Origin of the sequence: Chondrinema litorale, from assembly GCF_026250525.1 — a bacterium.
In the GTDB taxonomy this organism is placed as follows: domain Bacteria; phylum Bacteroidota; class Bacteroidia; order Cytophagales; family Flammeovirgaceae; genus Chondrinema; species Chondrinema litorale.
Genome location: NZ_CP111059.1, coordinates 62,743 through 81,863 on the forward strand (window position 1 = coordinate 62,743; position 19,121 = coordinate 81,863).

A 19,121-nucleotide genomic window follows, 5' to 3' on the forward strand; every position below is an offset into this window, starting at 1 on the left:
GTGAGACTGTTTTTTATTAATTCCTTACAAAAAGCCATTTAACAGAATGGTATAATCCCAAACCGATGTAGCCAAGTAAACCAGGTTTCTTTTTTTCTCTGATGTTGATGGTGATGGTAGAAAATGCTGCTAGGTGATCTATTCTACTCATTTTGCCTTTGAGCAAATCGATGGTTTCGTTGAGGCGTTCTAGTTCTTTTTCTACTTTGAGAGCTGCTTCTACATTTTCTGCTTTTGCAAGTAATTCCAAATAACGGTCTCTGGCTTTTTCTGCATTTTCTAACCTTATCTGAAAATCGTAGTAAGACTCGGTCACATCTTCACTTGCTAGTCGCTTGCTCTGTACTTTACCCAAGTTGGAAAGGTCGGCAATAGCATCATTTAATTTGCTGCTTTCTATCCTAATTACAGCTCTGTAAGTACCTGCCTCACTCACATAACCATTGTACTTTTTAGCAATTTGCTTTATATCGTTGTTGATGGAATCTGGTAGTTTGGTGACTAAAGTAATGTAGGCAGAATAAAGAATCTTTCGCTCTTCTTCTCCTTCCATGCTTCTTTCATCATCAAGGGTAGATTCGCTTAAGCTATAATCATATGATCGCTGCGGATAGTTAGAACTTGAGCAATTAAAACAGCTAATACTAATTACTAAAATGAGAGCTAATTGGAGGTATTTCATAAGTATTTTGGTTAAACGATGTACTAAGCTTACGTAGAGGAAAATGAATGTTACACTAAATTCTGTAAAAGAATTGTATTCTAAGACTTGGTAAAAATGGCATGATTTCATCATAACACTCTAGTTTAGCATAAGTTTTTTCCATCAGTACCATCACTACACCTAAGTCTACATTAAGACCAAACCTATCATTAAAGTTAAAATGCTTTCCTATGGATGGAGTTAAATAGATATTATGCCAAACATAGTCTACATTATCTTCATACATATAAGTTAAGCGTTGAGCAAAATACCAAGTAGGCATATCTGGAAATTTTTTAGAATACTTTAATTTTAACTGATGCTCAGCAGTAAGTTGAAAAATATTGGAATAGTCAGGAAAATAGCCAATTGAGCCACCTAAGGTGCTTTTCTTGTTCATCGACTTATTTACCCCGATATGTAAACAATCAGGAAAACCTAAACCTGCTACAATATCCCATTCTTTTTCTTGCGAAAAAGCTCTTCCAGAAATTAAAAGAATTATGAGGAGTAAAATTAAATTTTTCATTTAAACATTAGCTTTTTGATAGATTACTATTAACCAAGCTAGTTTTAAATGTGCCTAAATTTTAATCAGAGCGCTATTTACTAAATGCTAAAAAAGTGCTATTCGTCCACTATTTCCCCTGTTTTATCAATAAAAATCCAGTTATCACTTACCATGGCTGAATGTTCGCCATCTTCTTCTAACTCACAATCAAAAGCGACTTTGGCTTTGCCATCTGAAAATTGATAAGCACATGCGAATTGAGGCTCAATCACTATTGCTCCGGTAGAATCTGCAAAACCTATTTTATCATTTTTTACAATTCTAAACATACCTTCTATTAGATAATCTGGGCCATTATCAAACAGATACACTTTGTAAAGACGCTCTCCTTTTGGGTTAATCGCAATTAAATCATAACTACCTTCGGTTTGCTCCACCACAACGCCATAGTCGATTATAGTATCAGAAAAACTGTGCAAAAATTTACCAACAGGAATTACAGTATCTCCTTGGGCATTTACATAGCAAAATTCATCTCCCATCTCATAATCTATAGGCAACCTGATTAGCATTTCTTGCAATGCGGAATTACTCTGCTTGGCCTCTTCTGAACTGTCTTTGTCATCTTTACAAGCAATTAAAATTAAGGTAAAAAAGAGGGGAATAAATAGTTTGCTTAGGGCTTTCATGAGTTAGAATCTTTTAATTTAAAATCTACACATACATTTTTTGTTAGTTCATTTTTTACTCTTTCTTCAAATGTATATTTATCAATATTATAAATTGTGGCAAAGCAATTTTTAATCTCCGCAAACCTATCTTGTATTGTAAAGTCTTGGAAATTCTCTGGGTAGCCTTCAATCTCACTGCTGATTACAAAATCAACTTGCTCGGTAAATGTAAAAGACATTTTTCCATTTATATCTACACAATCTCCAGAACAAGTAACTTCTATTTGATTACCTATAATTTTACCAAAGTTGATCTTATTTAATTGAGTTGGATTTGCATAAGCCGGAAACCACAAAGTAGAATCTTGTAAAATGGATTGATTAGCTTGCTGATTTTGCAAGTCTGTAAGCGATGGGAAAAGTAAAATTTCACCAAGCACTCTAGTTTTCTTGTTATCTAAATCAAAGTCAGTATGGTTAATTTCTAGTTCTAGATTTATGAGTGCCGTTTCTTCTTGATCCACAGCATCTACCCAAATGAAATCATTATTTGTTAAATAGCTAGTCGGTACCCGATAGCTTAGCAACATACATAAATTTAAAGCACTATCGCCATGCTTATAATCCATTTGTTGCCAGTCTTCGTCTAAAGAAAAAGAGCCTAGCAAATTTGCTTTTGACAAAGGCAACTCAAAGCTTTTATCTTGATACTGTATTTTTAACATACTATAAAAAAAAGGAATAATAATTTTTGCCTTGCGATATTCAGCAAACATTATTATTCCTCAAAATAGATTGAAAAGAATTATCGGTTAAAGCTGAATAACAGCTTCATCAATTGAAGTTTCTCCCTCATTAAATTCTATAATCTTACCAATACTATTGTCATTTTTGAGTACTTCAAGCACTGTTTGAGCTACATCTTCACGAGGGATGCCTCTTTTTTCTTTAGGTGCTAAAGTATCGATCTTGCCAGAACCCGGCTCGTCTAATAATCTTCCTGGGCGAACAATTGTATAATCTAAACCAATCGATTTAAGTACCTGATCTGCATAATGTTTTGCCACGTAATAAGGTTTAATTTTAGCACCTTCCCAACCGCTTCTATCATCTGCTCCTAGTGCACTTACCATTACAAAGCGTTTTACACCTGCTTTAAGTGAAGCTTCCATCACTTTTACTGCACCATCTAAATCGACAGTTAGCGTTTTATCGTAACCGGTATTTCCGCCAGAACCAGCAGTAAACACTACTGCATCAGCTCCTTTAATTACTTCTGCCAGTGTATCCACTTCGACTTCGATGCTAGCAATTTTATAATTTACATTGAGCTCTTCGAAATACTCTTTTTGCTCTTCTTTTCTAAATACCGCAGTGGGTTTAAAGTCTACAGATTGAGACATTTTTTCGGTGATAATTTTACCTACCTTTCCACTTGCTCCTATTATTATTACCTTTTTCAATTTGTGTGTTTGTTTATTTAATGTAAAAATATTTATCCTTGGTACAAGGTAATATAAAAACAAGGCAGCTTAAGGGATTGTTTGATTGGAGATAAGAATGGCTTTTACTAAAGCTTTAAAGTAGTATAACTCTGATGTCAAAGAGTAATATTTCTCAATATTACCCTTTCGAACCTCTTTAAATAATTATTGTTTGGTTATAATCAACCTACCAGTAACTTCGATTAACTTACCTGTTTCTTTGTCCTCAAAGTAATACCCATCACTATTAGCTTCGCTAAGTACTTTACCACTACTTATCCAAGTTTTTGCAACCGTTCCATCACAATTAATCATTTCTATTTTAAATTCATCGCCAAGTCCACCTATTTTTGCTCTTTCGGCATCTGTACAAGAAGTATTACTCAAAGCAACAGTCGCAAATAATGCTGCCATTGCTACAAATTTTGCTGTTCTTTTCTTCATAGTTGTATTAATTAAATATTAATATTTTCTCTTTTATTTTGTACTATTCAAAGGAAGAACGCCTCAACTTAAGTCATTAATACCTCAAAAACAATCTAAAAATTTGGTTAGCTAATAGTAGACACAAAATGCTCTAGTTATTAATACTCTTAGCTAATATAGGTGGGTGATATTCTTTAAACCCAAAGCTTAATTTTCTTATAGGTAAGTAATATAAAAACAAGGCAGTTTAGGGGATTGTTTGGTTGGAGATGAGAATTGATTTTTGGGCATTTAGATACCAACACTTAAAGAAAACTTCAAATTTCTAAAGTCCATAAACTGCTCATACTCCAATCCAAAAGTGGTAGATATATTTTTGATTGATAAATATTTATTCGCTCCTATTTGATAATCTAGGCGATCTTGAAAAAGTGAAGCTTTGCCAAATAGATCGATATCAATTTTTGATATACTTTGATTAGCTATAAAACTTAATCCCCATTGATCTTGATTGGCTATTAAATAATCAAACCCAATTAGAAAGTTTAAATTATTATTGACTTGCAACCCGGAATAAACTTTATGGTTTGTAAGAGTATTCTCATTTTCAATGAAATTGAGTTTTCTAATTCTGTAATTATATGCAAGAAAATATTTGTGTTTCTTTATCAGAAGATTTTTTAATGTATAAATCGAAATATCACAATTATTAAATCGATCAAATTGATGGCTAAACATGATGCCAATATTAGTTCTAAGCTTACCTATTTTTCCAAAATACTTAGAAACTTCATAACCAAATGGTAATTTGGTTGACCCATAATAGCCTATACTAATCACAGACATTGCATAACAGTGGATTAAACCTTCACCAAAAGTATAACATCCTCTGTGGGGTAACTGCTCTTTGAAAGCAGCATTATAAGTTTCTAAATCAAGACTATCAAAAACTTGTTCAAGAAAATTAATTACAAACAGTGCTTCTGGAAGAGATTTCTGAGCAGTTGGAGTCCAATAATTTTTAAACCACTGTGTCTTGGAGTTAGCATATTCAATGTTGTATGTAATACCATCTAAACCTTGAGCCCAACCTTCAATTTGATTATCTGATGGTAAATCTAGAATACCTGAGTGAGTGATTATTTGATAAAATGATAAAGCCTTTGCTGAATCAAGTTGAATTTTGCTTGATATGGTATCCCTTTTCGTATCTTTTCTATTAAATCGATAGATATAATTAACCAATTGAGCAGATACTGAATCATTATGAACTACAAGCTCTACAACATGCCCTAGATTCCAAAGTCTAAAAGAAAAATCATTTTGGGAAGTAGAAAAGTTTGTTAGCTGAAGTTCTTCTGCAAATTCTTTATAATATTCATATACAAATGCAGTATCACCTTTAATTTCTTTATTCTGAGCAAATGCATTAATATATAAAAAGCTTAAAACTAGTATTGTAAAATGCTTCAATATCTGATCTTTTACTCTGATTTAATTTTAGTAGAATACTATTGTTTAGATTCAAATTTCTATTTATTCCTTTTTTTCAATCTTACTTGCTTTAAATCTTTTGGCTTTTTCTGTACAGGTGGGTTTCTTACTTTCTCTATAAAACTAGATAAATCCTGTGTCTTTAAATATCTGACTGATTTTTTAAATTCTTTTTCTATATCTTTTTCGCAGTAATTCAGCCAATCTAAATCGGACTCTTCTCTGATAAGTGAAAATAATGCCATTGCAAATGCATGAATTTTAGTATGTAGATAACCTTTTGCACCAGAAATTCGCCAGCCTGTATGTGAATTACCACTCCAAGTATTCATTTTTACTACTGAAGAGTTAGAAGAAAATATTCCGAATCCGTAAATATGGGTAACTAAATCGGTAAGAGGCTCATCATTGAGAATTATTCTATTTTCACCCAATAGTTTGATGTGTGCTACTTCGTGTGCCAAAGTTGCGATCATGTCTACTGGTGATTTCAATTGCTGAATTTCCAAGAGTACTTCATATTTACCATCTCTTTCCTGATAATATTTACCTGCCGTTCTCTTATCATCTTTTTGAGGAATCGCAAGAAGGCCCTCATCTGTAAATTGCACTTCTTCTTCAGAATAAAAACTCAAATTCACATTAGATAGCTCTACATCCATTTGATTACAAACCAAAGCTAATGATTTCTCTGCATCAGAAATTTCACCTGTAAAATGCCAGTCAAAAAAGTCATTATTGGGAAGTACTCTTTCTTTTTCCAAAATGACAGTTCTGTCAAACAAAGTAGATAATTTGATGAAAGATTTTTCTAGCCAATCTTGATCTTCTGGAGTAATTGGGCTTTGATTATTTTTCCAAAAAAACATTTAAATTCGATTAAAATCAGGTTTTGTTCAATTGCAAATTAAACAATCGTCCCAACTTTATTCATCTATTTTCCGCCTTTCTTCTTTCAGTTTTTCTCTTAGCTCCTTGTTGCCTGTATCATCGTTTACTACGTTTTTGAAAGCTTCTATATAGTCGGGGTGATTTCTATATTTAAATTCTAACAATGCGAATTTTGGAAGTGTAAGTGTTAATACAGCAAAACACAAATAAATGACAGCTCGCTTGATTGTAACAATGTAAAAAGTAGCTTTTGATGTAAAGTATTTTATCACTGAAATAACCAATATTAAACTGAGAATTACAACTCCAAGAAAGGCTAGTTCATTTCCTCCAGACCAAATTTGATAATTAAATAATACTCCCAGAATTATCATTGAAATAGCTGAACCAGTTGTAACTGCTGAAAGTACCCTCATGATACCAATTCCCTTATAGGCAATCTTTTTCATTAATTGGCGGTACTTTACACCATTGAATAGTGCAAAACTGAAATACAGATAAAATGCAGACAGAAATAAACTAGAAAATACATATATCTCTTCTGTTCCTGGTACTAAAAATAAATTTAAAATGAGAGAAATAATGGAGATAGCTCCTAAGATTATTTCAGCTTTTTTCATGTTTGAAGTTTGTTTATTAAAAAGTAGTTATGAAGTCAGAGGCTTATAATTTATTGTTTTCTGATTTTATTTTAATGATTTCACCATCTTCTAATTCCACATTTAACTTAGTATTAGGCATTCTGTAAGAGCTTGGAACTTTCACAGTTTCCACTCTTACTAAATAGCCACCATCGTTTAAACCATAACCGTAGGCAAGGTGTAAATCAATAGTTCCAGGAAATAGACTAGCAAATACTTTTGCACTTACATTTATTTTCAAGATGGCAATGCTATCAATTTACAATTTATTAGTACTCCTCTTCTTCGAGCGATTCTTGCATAAATTCAAGCATATTTTCCAGATAGAAGGTTAAACTATCAAACTCTATTTCACCCGGGATCCAACTAGCAAATTTCCAATATTTCCATTTAGCTCCTTGCTCTGCTGGCGGAATTAAAAGAAAATATTGCTCTTCTTGATAACCTCCTACTAGAATACTTTTACTAAGAGTTGCTCCAATATCTTCGTTACCTTTTCCACTCCACTTTTCAACTATTTGCGGATCAATATCTCTTAAATAGCCAATTTCCTCCACCTTCATAAAGCTCGGGTCTGCGGCATCGCACCATGTAGGGAAGCCATTAGCAACCTTAAGCAATTCTTTGTACTCAGTAGGAAACTGCACATCGAGTTTTTGTTCTACTTCTGCAATGGTTTTTTCATCAGCAGGCTCATTACCTATCCATGCAATCTGTCTTTGCACGTCTGTTATTTCATCGTTATAATCAAATAACACTGCATTCTTAAATATTTCTGTTAAGAGTTCTTTCATGTATCATTTTGTTTATTTCGCTAAATCTAATCAATATTATTTCATAACATAAAATTTGATCTACTCAATTATAGAGTTACAAATAATATATTGATTATCAAATAATTGCAATATTTATTTTATTCTATTAGCCTGATTTAGAATCATGATAAAACCTTAAGCATTTAAGCTACTCAACTGATAGTAACGCCATAGACTTAGTATAAAATTTCGCTTTTTTGGGAAATGCGTGCTTGTTTGAGAAAGTAATTAAAGCATTATACCTTTCTCTAATATTGCCATTTGTACACCAAATTAATTTTGCCAGACATTCTGAACACAACCAAGAAGGTTTAGCATCTGCTTCTGGCAAACTGTTACTGCCATTCATTAAGCATTTATATCTGGTGCAATGCTTTATTGAGAGGATGTGACCCATTTCGTGAGTCGCCGTTTTGAGCAACCTATTTAGAAATAAGGATTGATTTTGATTTTTTGACAACTCAACTTTGTATCGATACATAGATAAAACACCCACCTTTTCTTCCAAATTCGATTGACCAAACACGTAATTCCAACCAGCTTTAGGATATAAATCTTTACTCGTAACCGCTGTATACATAATGGCATCTGCTGGCAGTGATTTAATTAAAATCTCATTGAGTATGTATTTTGTATGTAATTGCTCAATATCATCGTGCTGCCTTCTTCCTACATTTGGAATAATACTGTCTGAAACTTGAGCCAACAAGATGGTTTCTAAACCAAAGAATACTTGGGTATATGTTTTTAATGATTCGAAAATGAGGCTATCTGACTTAGTAAATTTACCGATGGGCTTAATGTAAATCTTATTTCGTTTGCTGCTCGGCCTTACCGGGTTTGAGTTTTTGTAAGCAGAAAAAGATTGACCTCCTTCGTGATGGATGTATGCCCACTCACCGGGATTTGGTTCGGCAAATCTCAACTGAAGTGGTTTGAGCAACTTTAAATCTGCTAGCTGAAACTCTTTTTCAATTGATACTTGCTTGGAGGTATTGGCATTTTCTTGTTTTGTTTCACAAGAGAAGATAGCCAATAAAGTTATGGTGAAAAGTATTGGTTTTATTAAGGATGCACTTTGTAAAGCTTTATAATTACACATCCCAATTTTTATATGGATTCGATATTAATGAAGAATTATAATACTTGGGATCGGTAGAAACCTCTTCGCCAACCCATGCCGGTAATTCAAGTTGATGATCTTCGCTATTGAGCTCAATCTCTGCAACTAACAAGCCTTTGTTTTCACCTTCAAAAACATCTAACTCCCAGTTATTTCCCTGATCTACGATTATGTATCTCATTTTTTCGATGATGGGCATTTCGCAAAGCTCAAGCAGGTTATTGGCATCATCAAGCGGAATTTCATATTCAAACTCTTGTCTGGTCAGGTTTTCATTTTTGCCTTTAATAGTCAAAAAACCGGTTTCCCCGTAGACCCTAACACGTACTGTTCTATTTTTATCAGAATTAAGATAGCCTTGCTTAATTTGAACACCATTATCCGCACTGCTTTTCCAGCTATCGTTTTTAATTAAAAACTTTCTTTCTATTTCTACTCCCATTTTTAAATCTTGTGTTTTTTCAAAAATGGTGATTTTTCGTGTTTATAGCTTATAAAATCAAGTGAATTTTATTTGATGCAAATCTATTTTCTCGTCGATTAATTCTTTAAACTCAGCTCTTTGGGAAGCGTTAATTCTCTTGAAAATAATTAATGTTCTTTTTCCATATGCATCATAGAAACTATACTTTTCTACACTCTTCTTTACACTAGTAATAGCGTTGAGGTCGATGTAAAACAACTTTTTTTCATTGATTTCGATTTCATCATCACTAATCAAAACATAAAAACCACCATAGATATGCTTCAAAAGCGCTTTGGTAAGTATCGTAATCCAAAATGCAATAACTACCCATTTTAAGATTTCAGAATTAAGCTTAAATGCATAAATGATTAAAATGAGTTGAAAGATGATGAAAGCATAAATATCTTTAAAAATATATAGATTATGATATAGAAAATATTTACCACTTCTAGATTTGAGCTTTTGTTTTAATCTATAAAGTTTATACAGACTAAGAATAGTAAAAATGGCTAAGCTAATAATAATAGGAATTACAAATTGATTAGAACCTTGTGAATCTAGATACAGGCTAATCAATAATACTATTATAAAAAATAAAATAGCGTACTTTTCAAGTCGCTGGCTATTGATCTTCATAAATGAGGTTTGCTAATACTGAAATTATAAAGGATCAAATTCTCCATTAAAAGGATTAGGATATATAACTTCATAATCCCAATCTTCTTCAGATTTGTAGATTCTTTTAGCAACTATACTTCGATCTTCTAGTTGATGGTTTTCTATAACCTGTAGAATTGCGTCAAATCCTTTTTTTTCGTCCCAAACACTATATAATATATTATAACCTGCACCTAAATCACTTGCAGCATATGAACCTAGGTTTTTTTCATAAATGGGCTCATCAAATAGTCTTGATACCTCTTCAAACTGATCAAGCTGCTTTGATAAATCTTTCGAATTTTGTGAATTATGGGGCTTAATTTGAATGAATAATATTGTTTGGTCATCATACTTTGCCTCTCGATAACCATGTTCCAATATATCTGCTAATTGGGTTTCAATAAAAGGTAATCTAACAGAATCTGATTCAAAGTGAATATTGGTAGACTCTGCATACTCTCCAACAACTCCTTTCTTGATAGTTAAATCATCCATCCCTTTGATTTCGAAAGTAAATATCTTGCCTGCATCTTTTTTAATAAATGTCTTATCAAAAAATTCTAGTCTATTTTGACTTTCGAATTGTTTAATACGCTCTTCTATAGCTTTACCTAAGTCATGCTCCATACTTGAATCTTTCGAATGCTCAGTTGTACAAGAAAATATGATCACTTGTAAAGCGATCATATACCAAATGTGTTTCCTTATTAGTTTCAATAAATCTTTAATATCAGCGATTAATTGTTTTATACTTCTTGCCAATTATAAAATACAACATTGAGCCAATGATAGGTGCAAATATGATGATAACCAACCAGATTAATTTATTTGCATTTAGAAGCTTCAACCTCAGTAAATCAAACAATGCTACTAAACTGATTACGAAAGAAATATTGTCCAGATTAATAATCCATATCCAGGGCTAATTATATCCATATCAATCTAAATTTAATTATCATTTTTACTCAATATTGTATTTATCTGTACAAGTAAAAAATTACTCACTCTCAATTTCCAAAACACCGGTTTTTAGTCCTCGGGCTTTGGCTTTAATGGTAATTTTGCCGGGAGTTCTGCTTGACCTAATTACTAGCAAAGCTTTTCCCTGAAACACTTTTCTTTGATCACTTACAAAAGGCTCGTTACTCGAAATATCGGCATTTCCCACGCCTGCATTTGTACCTTCACCTGTTACCATAAACTTGATTTCGTTAGCAGCATCTGGTATTAGCAAGCCATTTTTATCCACCACTTTTACGGTAATGTAAGACAAATCTAAACCATTGGCTTTTATCTTTTCGCGGTCGGCAACCAGCTCTATACTTGCCGCTTTGCCAGTAGTTTTAAGCTCATGTGTACTTACCACTTTGCCATTTATTTTCCCTTCTGCTCGAATGGTTCCTGTTGAATACGGAATTTTCCACTCCAACTTTTTGTGCATTTCTGGACCTAGTAGAGGTGGGTTTTCTGGGTCATACTCTTCTGCTGAATGTGCTGTAATATCTTTGGTGTAATATTCTTCTGGCACTTTTTTAACACCCATCGATTTGTCATTTACAAAAAGCTCTACTTCTTGGCAATTGCTAAATGTGAGTAGTTGCACTGAGTCTTTGCCCTGCCAGTTCCAGTGTGAAAACATAGGCTGATACCTGAGTTTAACCTCATTCCATAGTTTTGCAGTGGCATTGCCTTCATCATAAGCAGTAATATACACCATAGGTTCTTCACTAAACAAACTGTGTATGTAATAGCTAAAAGGTTTCCAGTGATCGTCCCAATCGATAATACCGTTTGGCCAACCTTTAGCAGGCCATCCAAAAGACTCACCAATGTAATCTGTACCGCCCCAATAAAATAATCCTACAGAAGAATGATGGTTAATATTAAACCACTCATTACCCAAATTACCGGCTTGTGCTTCACTCAAAATAAACATCAATTGCGGATAGTTGGCTTTGTCTACTGGCCAAAACTCTTCGCGGTAATTGGTGCTCACCACATCCATGTAAAACTCCATTTCTGGCGGGCCTTCTCTGTAATAATTTTCGGTTCTGTAAGCACCACTTTTTCTTGATGGATGCAAACCACAAGTTACTTTTCTACTTGGTTCAAAATTATGGATAAAACTTACCATCTCTTTTAACATCGGCACACCAAAATCTGCTTTCGGGCTGCGTTGTTGTCTGGTTTCGTTTCCTACACTCCATAAAAACACCGATGGATGATTTCTATCCCTTTTAACAAAAGCTTTCAAGCTACTTTTCCAGTGATCATCAAAGCTATTGCCTTCACCAAAAAACTGATCGTTCCACTTATCAAAAGCTTCGTCTAAAACGAGCATACCATTGCGATCGCACCAGTCTAGCATATAAGTATCATGCGGATTATGGCTCAATCTGATACCATTACAACCTAATTTCTTTAATCCTTCTAAGCGACGTTCGAAACCTCTTTCGAATGCAGCGGCTCCCAATGGACCCAAATCGTGGTGTAGATTTACTCCTTTTACAAATACCTTTTCTCCATTCAATAAAAGGCCTTGATTTCTGTCGAATTCTACTGTTCTTATACCGAAATTGGTTTCGTAAGCATCTATTACTTTTCCATCTTTAATTACTGAAGTGATGACCTTGTAAAGGTTTGGTGTTTCAATTCCCCAAAGTTCTGGATTGGCTACATCCATTTTCTGCTTAAAAGTATACACCTCTCCTACTCCAACTGGCACAATGTCGCTCACTTTGCCCATTGATTTGCCAGCCGGATTTAAAACTTCTGAACTCAATGTGATTTCTTCTATGCTTTCAGTCTCGTTAAAAACTTCTGTATGGATGTTTACTTGTGCCTTTTCTTTGGTGATGGAAGGTGTAAAAACATAAGTTCCATTGTAATCGATATGAATTGGAGCTGTTATTAATAGCTTTACATCGCGATAAATACCTTCGCCATTGTACCATCGTGAACTTTCCATGTCGGTATTGCCGTAACTCACAGCGATTGTATTTTCGCCCACTTGAGCCACTTCTGTAATATCTGCTAGAAATGCTTCGTACCCGTTAAGTTGGTGAGCGACTTCTTTGCCATTTACATACACCCTTGCATCACGATAAATACCTTCGAACTCAAGAAATACTTTGTTATCATTTATAGCATCAGTAAGTGTGAGCGATTTTCTGTACCAACCTTTTCTTCTGGGTAGAAATCCATTTTTGCGGTCAGAGTTTAGGCTGTCTTCCATAAAAGGGCCGGCAATACTGGCATCGTGTGGAAGGTGTACGGTTTGCCAACTGGCATCATCAAAGTCTGGATTTTTGGCTTCTGGAATATCTCCTAGCGAAAACTTCCAATCGAAGTTGATGAGCTGAGATGATCGTTGTGCAAAAGTGTTAAAAGAAATAAATAAAAGTAGGGTAAACAGTAGTTTGTATAGTTTCATTTTCCGATTTTTTGTAGATGCACCAAAGGTAACATTTACATTATTTTTTGTACAATTATAAGTAGAAAACTATATTGAGAAATTTGGGAGGTTGATGATATTCATTTTATGCTTTCATTATTTCTTAAGTCTCCAGAAAGTCTAAATACAAACTCTTCAAAACAATCAGAACATATAAAGTACTCACCTAACTCTTTATCTTCTAACTTATCTGGAAATTCGCCATAAGGTAAATCTCTATATACAATTCTATAATCGTTCTGATCTTTCATCATTATAAACCACCATGCAAAGCCTTCACTTCCTCTCATAAAGGGCACTAAGTCACCAATTCCATTCTCTAAAAGAGGAATAATTTTTTCATTCAACATGAATGAAACATCAAAAAACCTGAACCTAGATAAGTATTCAAAATTTGAAAAGAGTGCTTGAAAACTTTCTGGTAATTTAAAGTTTAATGAACTACATGAATATTCTAGTACTTTTAAATCTACCTGATAAGTCTCGAATAATTCAGGTGAAATACCTTTTTTAGCTTTCAGTCTAAGCATTGTTAAAAACTCATCCCCAATCCATTGATCTTTCAGAAGCAATTCTTTTAGCTTGCTTTCTTCTTCATTGGTTATAGCAATTTTAGGGGGAAGACAATATGATAGATTACTAAATAATTTAGTATCAATATGATCTAATTCAACCTTCTTTAGATATTGGTTCCTTTCTAAAGAAATCCATCTTTTTCTCATAATTTGAAATTTTACTCATTTCAAATTAAACAAAAATGTCCCGATTGTAAGAATAATCTACTACCGGGACAAGCTAATAATCTGTCTGGTTTCTTAACTAATTAGCGATAACATTGTTCGTCTTCTACGCCAAAAAGTTTCAAAATATCTTCTAGTAAGCACCATTTGGTTAAAGAAGACTGTAATAAATTGGCTCCTACAAAAGCAGTAAACCATAACCAATTAATATTTACATAAGTGGCTAATAATAAGCTGATGATAATAAATGTGCCAGCTACTCCACGTACAATTCTGTTTTTCATGTTTCTAGTTAGTTTGATCTTTCAACATTTATGAGGGCTATATGTATGTTAGACATGGTTGATTGAGCGGAGTTAAATAAGTCAATTTTCTCAAAAACTTTGTCTACATTTTCTTTAGGAGTAAAGGCGTAGAACATCAATGATTTGTTTTCATTCATATCGCTTGCAAACCAATTACTCTCAAAAGTTTCTTCTGAAAGATCTTTAAAACCATTTAGTTTTTGGTATGAAAAAACCTTCACACCGGAAGCCTTAAGAATTTTCTTTATCTCCTTCTCGAATTCTTCTATGGCTGTTATAATGAGCAGTTTCATATTTGTATGGTTGGTTACTTTGTGTTTAGAAACCGCTATCTAAGTTCAGATTTTAAACCCAGATAGCAGATTATCAATTTTTAGTTTTCCCACTTGGTTTTTTCTGTCATATAGTAGATAAGAGGTACTACAATAAGTGTAAGCAAAGTAGACACAATTGCTCCTGCTACCAGAGAGATGGCAAGACCCTGGAAAATTGGGTCGAACAAGATGATAGAAGCACCGATTACAACGGCTCCGGTTGTTAGTAAAATTGGTGTAGTTCTAACCGCTCCTGCATCAATTATGGCTTGTTTTAATGGAATACCATCATTCAATCTGATCTCGATAAAGTCTATCAATAACACTGAGTTTCTAACCATTACACCTGCTAGTGCGATCATACCGATAAAAGATGTTGCAGTAAAGAATGCACCTAATAACCAGTGGCCTAGTACAATACCAACTAATGAAAGTGGAATGGCAATCATCATTACCATTGGGGTTTTAAAATTCTGGAACCAGCCAACAATCAACATATATATTACAATGATTACCACCATAAATGCTGCTCCTAGATCGCGGAAAACTTCCAGCGTAATTTGCCATTCTCCATCCCATTTTACAGTGAAATCTGTTTCGTCTGTAGGTTGTTCCATGTAGAGTTCTTTCACCTCATAACCTTTAGGCAAACTCATCTCTTTTAGCTTTTGCTCCATTCCGAGAATCGCATAAACTGGACTTTCTAAAGCTCCTGCCATATCTGCTAAAACATACACTACTCTTTTCTGATCTTTGCGATAGATTGTTTTTTGTAATGATGCTTCTTTTACTTTTACTAGATCGCTTACAGGTACTACATTGCCTTGTTTGCCTTTTACCTTTAAGCTTTGGATATCTTGTAAATTGCTCTTGTCGCTATCGTCTAGTGAAAGAACAATGCCTACATTGTCATTTGCATACTCGTCGTACAAGTTAGAGATTGGTAAATCTCTCAAGATGTAAGTTAAGTTTCCAACTACTTGTTGCGGAGCAATGCCGTTTAACATCGCTTTTTCTCTGTCTACTTCTAACTTAAACTCTGTTTGCGCATCTTCTACCATCCAGTCGATATCTACAATATCATCGGTGTTTTCAAGAATGGATTTTACCTGATCGGCTACCATTATTTGCTCGTCGTAGTTTGGTCCGCCATATACCTCAGCCACTAAAGTTGATAATACTGGAGGGCCCGGTGGTACTTCAACTAATTTGATATTCGCACCATATTTTTTAGCTATTTGCTGCACTTGTGGTCTCACCAATTTAGCTATATCATGACTTTGTAAATCTCTGTCTTCTTTGTATAACAAGTTTACTTGAATATCTGCCATGTTGCTACCACCACGATTATCGTAATGTCTTACTAATCCATTAAAAGTGATTGGAGCAGAAGTACCAATGTAATTCTGATAATCCACTACTTCTGGAATGGTAGATAGATACTGAGCCACTTCTTTGGTTACGGCAGCAGTTCTTTCCAGTGTTGTTCCTTCTGGCATATCAATCACTACTTGGAACTCATTCTTGTTATCAAAAGGAAGCATTTTTACAGCTACCGATTTAGTAAAGAACATCAATACTGAACCTACTAATAAAAATAAGGTGATTCCTAACATTACCCAGCGTTTTGCTGAACTATCGAGCATTGGTTGCTCAATCTTTTTATAGATTTTGTAGATCACACTGGTTTCTAAATTGTGCTCTTCTTTGTGTTCTTGCTCGTCTTTTTCTCTTAGTAAGTGATAACCCAAATATGGAGTTACTGTTAATGCTACGAACAGAGACAACATCATCGCAATAGAAGCACCAATCGGCATCGGACTCATATAAGGGCCCATCATTCCTGATACAAATGCCATTGGTAAAATAGCTGCAATTACTGTAAAAGTTGCCAAAATGGTTGGGTTACCAACTTCGTTTATCGCGAAAATAGCAGCCTGTTTAAATGGCAATCGCTTCATTTTAAAATGGCGGTGCATGTTTTCTGCGATAATAATACTATCATCTACCACGATACCAACTACGAACACCAAAGCAAACAGCGTGATACGGTTTAGCGTGTAACCTAAAATGTAATAACTGAACAAGGTTAAAGCGAAAGTAAGTGGTACTGAAAAGAACACGACTAAGCCACCTCTCCAGCCCATGGCCAACATTACCAATACAGTTACTGCTAGAATTGCCACACCTAAGTGCATTAATAACTCACCTACTTTGTGCGAAGCTGTTTCACCATAGTTTCTGGTAACACTCACATGCACATCATTAGGAATCAAGTTTAGCTTTAACAGATCGATCTGATCTACAATTTTATCAGCAATCTTCATCGCATCTGCTCCTTTCACTTTGGCAACAGAGATGGTTACCGCAGGATACTCAGATTTGTAACCTTTAAAATCTTCGTTGGCTTTTCCATAACCGAAAGAAACATAACTGTTTGGTGTTTCTGGACCATCTTCGATTGTAGCCACCTGCTTTAAGTATACCGGCATATTTTTGTTTACACCGATTACCAGATTCTCTATATCTTCAGCAGAAGTTAAAAACTTGCCAGTAGTTACTAAGTATTCTTCATCATTATTTACAAAGCTTCCAGATTGAGAACTTCCGTTGTTTGCCTGAATCATCTGCATAATACTCAATGCATCCACAGCATTTTCAGCCATTTTATCCTTATCCAACACCACTTTTAACTGGCGATTTCTACCACCAATTACTTTCGTAATCGCTACATCTTTTACTTTTTCAATCTCAGAAGTAACCTCTTCGGCAATCGCTCTTAGTTGGAAATCGTCGTAGTTTTCACTCCAAAGCGTTAAGCCTAACATCGGTACATCGTCTATCGATCTGGTTTTTACTAGAGGTTGATACACACCTTCTGGAAACATACCCTGATGTTTGTTCAACTCGTCGTACAATTTCACATAAGATCTTTCAATGTCTTCACCCACATAAAACTGCACAATAATCATAGCCATGCCGTTCATCGCCATTGAGTGAATATGCTCCACTCCTTTTATGTTGCCTATGATTTTTTCTAGCGGCTTAACTACTCTGCTTTCTAATTCTGCCGGACTCGCCCCCGGATAACCGATCATAATATCGGCCATTGGTACATTTATCTGAGGTTCTTCTTCTCTTGGAATTAACGAAGAACTATACACCCCGATAATCATCAGTGCTACCATTAATAAAATGGTAAGCTTTGAGTTGATGAAAAAATGGGCGACTTTACCTGATATTCCTTCTTCCATGTTTTAAATATTTTGAATCTGTTTTGTGAGGATAAGGTGAATAATTACAGTCCTGAGATCCTTTTTACAGTTTGATAAATTCTATTAGAAAGTGACTTTAGCACCATTAAACAGCTTGCCTTCTGCAGTAGTGATGAACTGTTCGTTTGCAGAAAGTCCTGATAATACTTCTACTTGATCGCCATAAGTTTTGCCCAATCTTAACCATCTCAAAATCGCTACATTATCATTCCCAATGGTGTAAACTCCTTGTAATTGACCATGTCTGATTAATACAGATTCTGGGATGAGTACTGTAGAAGATGCGGTTGCATTGTCTAATTTTTCGACCGGAAATTGCACATTTACAAACATTCCAGAAAGAATATCATCATTTACTTTATCTAAATTCACTTTTACAAGATATTGTCCGCCTGTGTTTTTAGCTGATAAACTCACTTCACTCACTTTGCCTTCTACCTCTTCTCCGATTGATTTCACTAACACTTTTACTGGCATTCCGTTTTTTATCGCATCAATATCAGTTTCAGAAACCATCGCGGTAACCTGTAAATTTGAGCGCGTTTCTACACTTACCAATGGCATTCCTGGGTTTGCCATGTCTCCTTCTTTTATAAATGTGTTGGTTACAATTCCTGAAAATGGTGCAGTAATATTTGCATAGGAGAACTGTGCGATCACTTCGTTTTTCATTTGTTTGGCTGCTTCCAAACCTGCTTTTGCCATTTCGTATCTGGCGGTCATATCATCCAACTCTTTTTGAGAAGCACTCTTCTGATCGAACAATGTTTTAAAGCGTTCGTAATCCTTTTTCGCATTGTTATATCCTGCTTCTGCTTGTATAATTGAAGCCTCAACTTGTGCTTTTTTAGCTTGTAAGTCTGCATTATTGATGCTTAATAAAAGCTGACCTTTAGAAACTTTTTGTCCTACTTTTACTTTGAGGCCAGTTACATAACCCATCATTCTGGTGCTTAGGTTAGCACTGTTTTCTGCTTCCACTTTACCACTGGCAGTAATAAATCTACTATTTTCACCAGTAGCTACTTTACTTACTTTTACCGGAATTGCATCCAGTACTTCTACAGGCTTTCTTTCTCCTGAACTGCAACTTGTAAAAACCTGAGCGAAAGAAAATGCTATTAAAACTATAAGTATTTGTTTCATTA

At 34.4% G+C, this 19,121-nt stretch carries 22 protein-coding genes; all 22 read right to left on the reverse strand.

Annotated elements, in window-relative coordinates; all coding sequences use genetic code 11:
- Positions 1-16: 16 nt before the first annotated feature.
- Positions 17-682, reverse strand: a complete 666-nt coding sequence (locus OQ292_RS36650; protein ID WP_284689244.1) for a DUF4349 domain-containing protein — start codon at positions 680-682, stop codon at positions 17-19.
- Positions 683-737: 55 nt separating this feature from the next.
- Positions 738-1,232, reverse strand: coding sequence for a hypothetical protein (locus OQ292_RS36655; protein ID WP_284689245.1), 495 nt, complete (start codon positions 1,230-1,232; stop codon positions 738-740).
- Positions 1,233-1,330: 98 nt separating this feature from the next.
- On the reverse strand, positions 1,331-1,903 hold the full coding sequence (locus OQ292_RS36660; RefSeq protein WP_284689246.1) for a WG repeat-containing protein: 573 nt from the start codon (positions 1,901-1,903) through the stop codon (positions 1,331-1,333).
- Entirely contained in the window at positions 1,900-2,610 is a 711-nt protein-coding gene (locus OQ292_RS36665) for a hypothetical protein (RefSeq protein ID WP_284689247.1), read from the reverse strand. Before OQ292_RS36665 ends, OQ292_RS36660 begins: the two co-directional genes overlap by 4 nt.
- A gap of 87 nt (positions 2,611-2,697) precedes the next feature.
- On the reverse strand, positions 2,698-3,348 hold the full coding sequence (locus OQ292_RS36670) for an SDR family oxidoreductase (protein WP_284689248.1): 651 nt from the start codon (positions 3,346-3,348) through the stop codon (positions 2,698-2,700).
- A gap of 186 nt (positions 3,349-3,534) precedes the next feature.
- Positions 3,535-3,813 carry a hypothetical protein gene (locus tag OQ292_RS36675; protein ID WP_284689249.1) on the reverse strand — a complete coding sequence of 93 codons (279 nt, stop codon included), beginning with the start codon at positions 3,811-3,813 and terminating at the stop codon, positions 3,535-3,537.
- Between the two features lie 273 nt (positions 3,814-4,086).
- On the reverse strand, positions 4,087-5,268 hold the full coding sequence (locus OQ292_RS36680) for a hypothetical protein (protein ID WP_284689250.1): 1,182 nt from the start codon (positions 5,266-5,268) through the stop codon (positions 4,087-4,089).
- 59 nt (positions 5,269-5,327) lie between these two features.
- Positions 5,328-6,158, reverse strand: a complete 831-nt coding sequence (locus OQ292_RS36685; protein WP_284689251.1) for a hypothetical protein — start codon at positions 6,156-6,158, stop codon at positions 5,328-5,330.
- Between the two features lie 57 nt (positions 6,159-6,215).
- A complete protein-coding gene (locus tag OQ292_RS36690) occupies positions 6,216-6,800 on the reverse strand; it encodes a hypothetical protein (protein ID WP_284689252.1) in 585 nt (194 codons plus the stop codon).
- 43 nt (positions 6,801-6,843) lie between these two features.
- Positions 6,844-7,062: a hypothetical protein gene (locus OQ292_RS36695; RefSeq protein WP_284689253.1), complete on the reverse strand. Its 219-nt coding sequence runs from the start codon at positions 7,060-7,062 to the stop codon at positions 6,844-6,846.
- Between the two features lie 28 nt (positions 7,063-7,090).
- Positions 7,091-7,615 (reverse strand): SMI1/KNR4 family protein, encoded by a 525-nt coding sequence (locus tag OQ292_RS36700; RefSeq protein ID WP_284689254.1) that lies wholly within the window; start codon positions 7,613-7,615, stop codon positions 7,091-7,093.
- A gap of 169 nt (positions 7,616-7,784) precedes the next feature.
- Positions 7,785-8,738: an archaemetzincin gene (locus OQ292_RS36705; protein WP_284689255.1), complete on the reverse strand. Its 954-nt coding sequence runs from the start codon at positions 8,736-8,738 to the stop codon at positions 7,785-7,787.
- The gene (locus tag OQ292_RS36710) at positions 8,731-9,201 is read right to left on the reverse strand and encodes a CYTH domain-containing protein (protein WP_284689256.1); all 471 of its coding nucleotides are present in this window, start codon (positions 9,199-9,201) and stop codon (positions 8,731-8,733) included. Before OQ292_RS36710 ends, OQ292_RS36705 begins: the two co-directional genes overlap by 8 nt.
- Positions 9,202-9,258: 57 nt before the next feature.
- Entirely contained in the window at positions 9,259-9,861 is a 603-nt protein-coding gene (locus tag OQ292_RS36715; RefSeq protein WP_284689257.1) for a hypothetical protein, read from the reverse strand.
- Positions 9,862-9,885: 24 nt separating this feature from the next.
- Entirely contained in the window at positions 9,886-10,572 is a 687-nt protein-coding gene (locus tag OQ292_RS36720) for a hypothetical protein (protein ID WP_284689258.1), read from the reverse strand.
- Positions 10,573-10,615: 43 nt separating this feature from the next.
- Complete coding sequence (locus OQ292_RS41250) at positions 10,616-10,801, reverse strand: PLDc N-terminal domain-containing protein (protein WP_431733811.1); 186 nt, start codon at positions 10,799-10,801, stop codon at positions 10,616-10,618.
- Positions 10,802-10,882: 81 nt separating this feature from the next.
- Complete coding sequence (locus OQ292_RS36725; RefSeq protein ID WP_284689137.1) at positions 10,883-13,318, reverse strand: glycoside hydrolase family 2 TIM barrel-domain containing protein; 2,436 nt, start codon at positions 13,316-13,318, stop codon at positions 10,883-10,885.
- Between the two features lie 101 nt (positions 13,319-13,419).
- On the reverse strand, positions 13,420-14,061 hold the full coding sequence (locus OQ292_RS36730; RefSeq protein WP_284689138.1) for a hypothetical protein: 642 nt from the start codon (positions 14,059-14,061) through the stop codon (positions 13,420-13,422).
- A 101-nt stretch (positions 14,062-14,162) separates the two neighbouring features.
- Positions 14,163-14,363 carry a YgaP family membrane protein gene (locus tag OQ292_RS36735; RefSeq protein ID WP_284689139.1) on the reverse strand — a complete coding sequence of 67 codons (201 nt, stop codon included), beginning with the start codon at positions 14,361-14,363 and terminating at the stop codon, positions 14,163-14,165.
- A gap of 8 nt (positions 14,364-14,371) precedes the next feature.
- Positions 14,372-14,677, reverse strand: a complete 306-nt coding sequence (locus OQ292_RS36740; RefSeq protein WP_284689140.1) for a hypothetical protein — start codon at positions 14,675-14,677, stop codon at positions 14,372-14,374.
- Positions 14,678-14,757: 80 nt separating this feature from the next.
- On the reverse strand, positions 14,758-17,952 hold the full coding sequence (locus tag OQ292_RS36745; RefSeq protein ID WP_284689141.1) for an efflux RND transporter permease subunit: 3,195 nt from the start codon (positions 17,950-17,952) through the stop codon (positions 14,758-14,760).
- A gap of 84 nt (positions 17,953-18,036) precedes the next feature.
- A complete protein-coding gene (locus tag OQ292_RS36750; protein WP_284689142.1) occupies positions 18,037-19,119 on the reverse strand; it encodes an efflux RND transporter periplasmic adaptor subunit in 1,083 nt (360 codons plus the stop codon).
- Positions 19,120-19,121 lie beyond the last annotated feature (2 nt).

What these genes read in the sequence shown, in the direction of transcription:
- OQ292_RS36650 (WP_284689244.1), bottom strand. Translation starts at nt 682, where the DNA reads ATGAAATACCTCCAATTAGCTCTCATTTTAGTAATTAGTATTAGCTGT.
- OQ292_RS36655 (WP_284689245.1), bottom strand. Translation starts at nt 1,232, where the DNA reads ATGAAAAATTTAATTTTACTCCTCATAATTCTTTTAATTTCTGGAAGA.
- OQ292_RS36660 (WP_284689246.1), bottom strand. Translation starts at nt 1,903, where the DNA reads ATGAAAGCCCTAAGCAAACTATTTATTCCCCTCTTTTTTACCTTAATT.
- OQ292_RS36665 (WP_284689247.1), bottom strand. Translation starts at nt 2,610, where the DNA reads ATGTTAAAAATACAGTATCAAGATAAAAGCTTTGAGTTGCCTTTGTCA.
- OQ292_RS36675 (WP_284689249.1), bottom strand. Translation starts at nt 3,813, where the DNA reads ATGAAGAAAAGAACAGCAAAATTTGTAGCAATGGCAGCATTATTTGCG.
- OQ292_RS36685 (WP_284689251.1), bottom strand. Translation starts at nt 6,158, where the DNA reads ATGTTTTTTTGGAAAAATAATCAAAGCCCAATTACTCCAGAAGATCAA.
- OQ292_RS36690 (WP_284689252.1), bottom strand. Translation starts at nt 6,800, where the DNA reads ATGAAAAAAGCTGAAATAATCTTAGGAGCTATCTCCATTATTTCTCTC.
- OQ292_RS36700 (WP_284689254.1), bottom strand. Translation starts at nt 7,615, where the DNA reads ATGAAAGAACTCTTAACAGAAATATTTAAGAATGCAGTGTTATTTGAT.
- OQ292_RS36705 (WP_284689255.1), bottom strand. Translation starts at nt 8,738, where the DNA reads ATGTGTAATTATAAAGCTTTACAAAGTGCATCCTTAATAAAACCAATA.
- OQ292_RS36710 (WP_284689256.1), bottom strand. Translation starts at nt 9,201, where the DNA reads ATGGGAGTAGAAATAGAAAGAAAGTTTTTAATTAAAAACGATAGCTGG.
- OQ292_RS36715 (WP_284689257.1), bottom strand. Translation starts at nt 9,861, where the DNA reads ATGAAGATCAATAGCCAGCGACTTGAAAAGTACGCTATTTTATTTTTT.
- OQ292_RS36720 (WP_284689258.1), bottom strand. Translation starts at nt 10,572, where the DNA reads ATGATCGCTTTACAAGTGATCATATTTTCTTGTACAACTGAGCATTCG.
- OQ292_RS36725 (WP_284689137.1), bottom strand. Translation starts at nt 13,318, where the DNA reads ATGAAACTATACAAACTACTGTTTACCCTACTTTTATTTATTTCTTTT.
- OQ292_RS36730 (WP_284689138.1), bottom strand. Translation starts at nt 14,061, where the DNA reads ATGAGAAAAAGATGGATTTCTTTAGAAAGGAACCAATATCTAAAGAAG.
- OQ292_RS36735 (WP_284689139.1), bottom strand. Translation starts at nt 14,363, where the DNA reads ATGAAAAACAGAATTGTACGTGGAGTAGCTGGCACATTTATTATCATC.
- OQ292_RS36740 (WP_284689140.1), bottom strand. Translation starts at nt 14,677, where the DNA reads ATGAAACTGCTCATTATAACAGCCATAGAAGAATTCGAGAAGGAGATA.
- OQ292_RS36745 (WP_284689141.1), bottom strand. Translation starts at nt 17,952, where the DNA reads ATGGAAGAAGGAATATCAGGTAAAGTCGCCCATTTTTTCATCAACTCA.
- OQ292_RS36750 (WP_284689142.1), bottom strand. Translation starts at nt 19,119, where the DNA reads ATGAAACAAATACTTATAGTTTTAATAGCATTTTCTTTCGCTCAGGTT.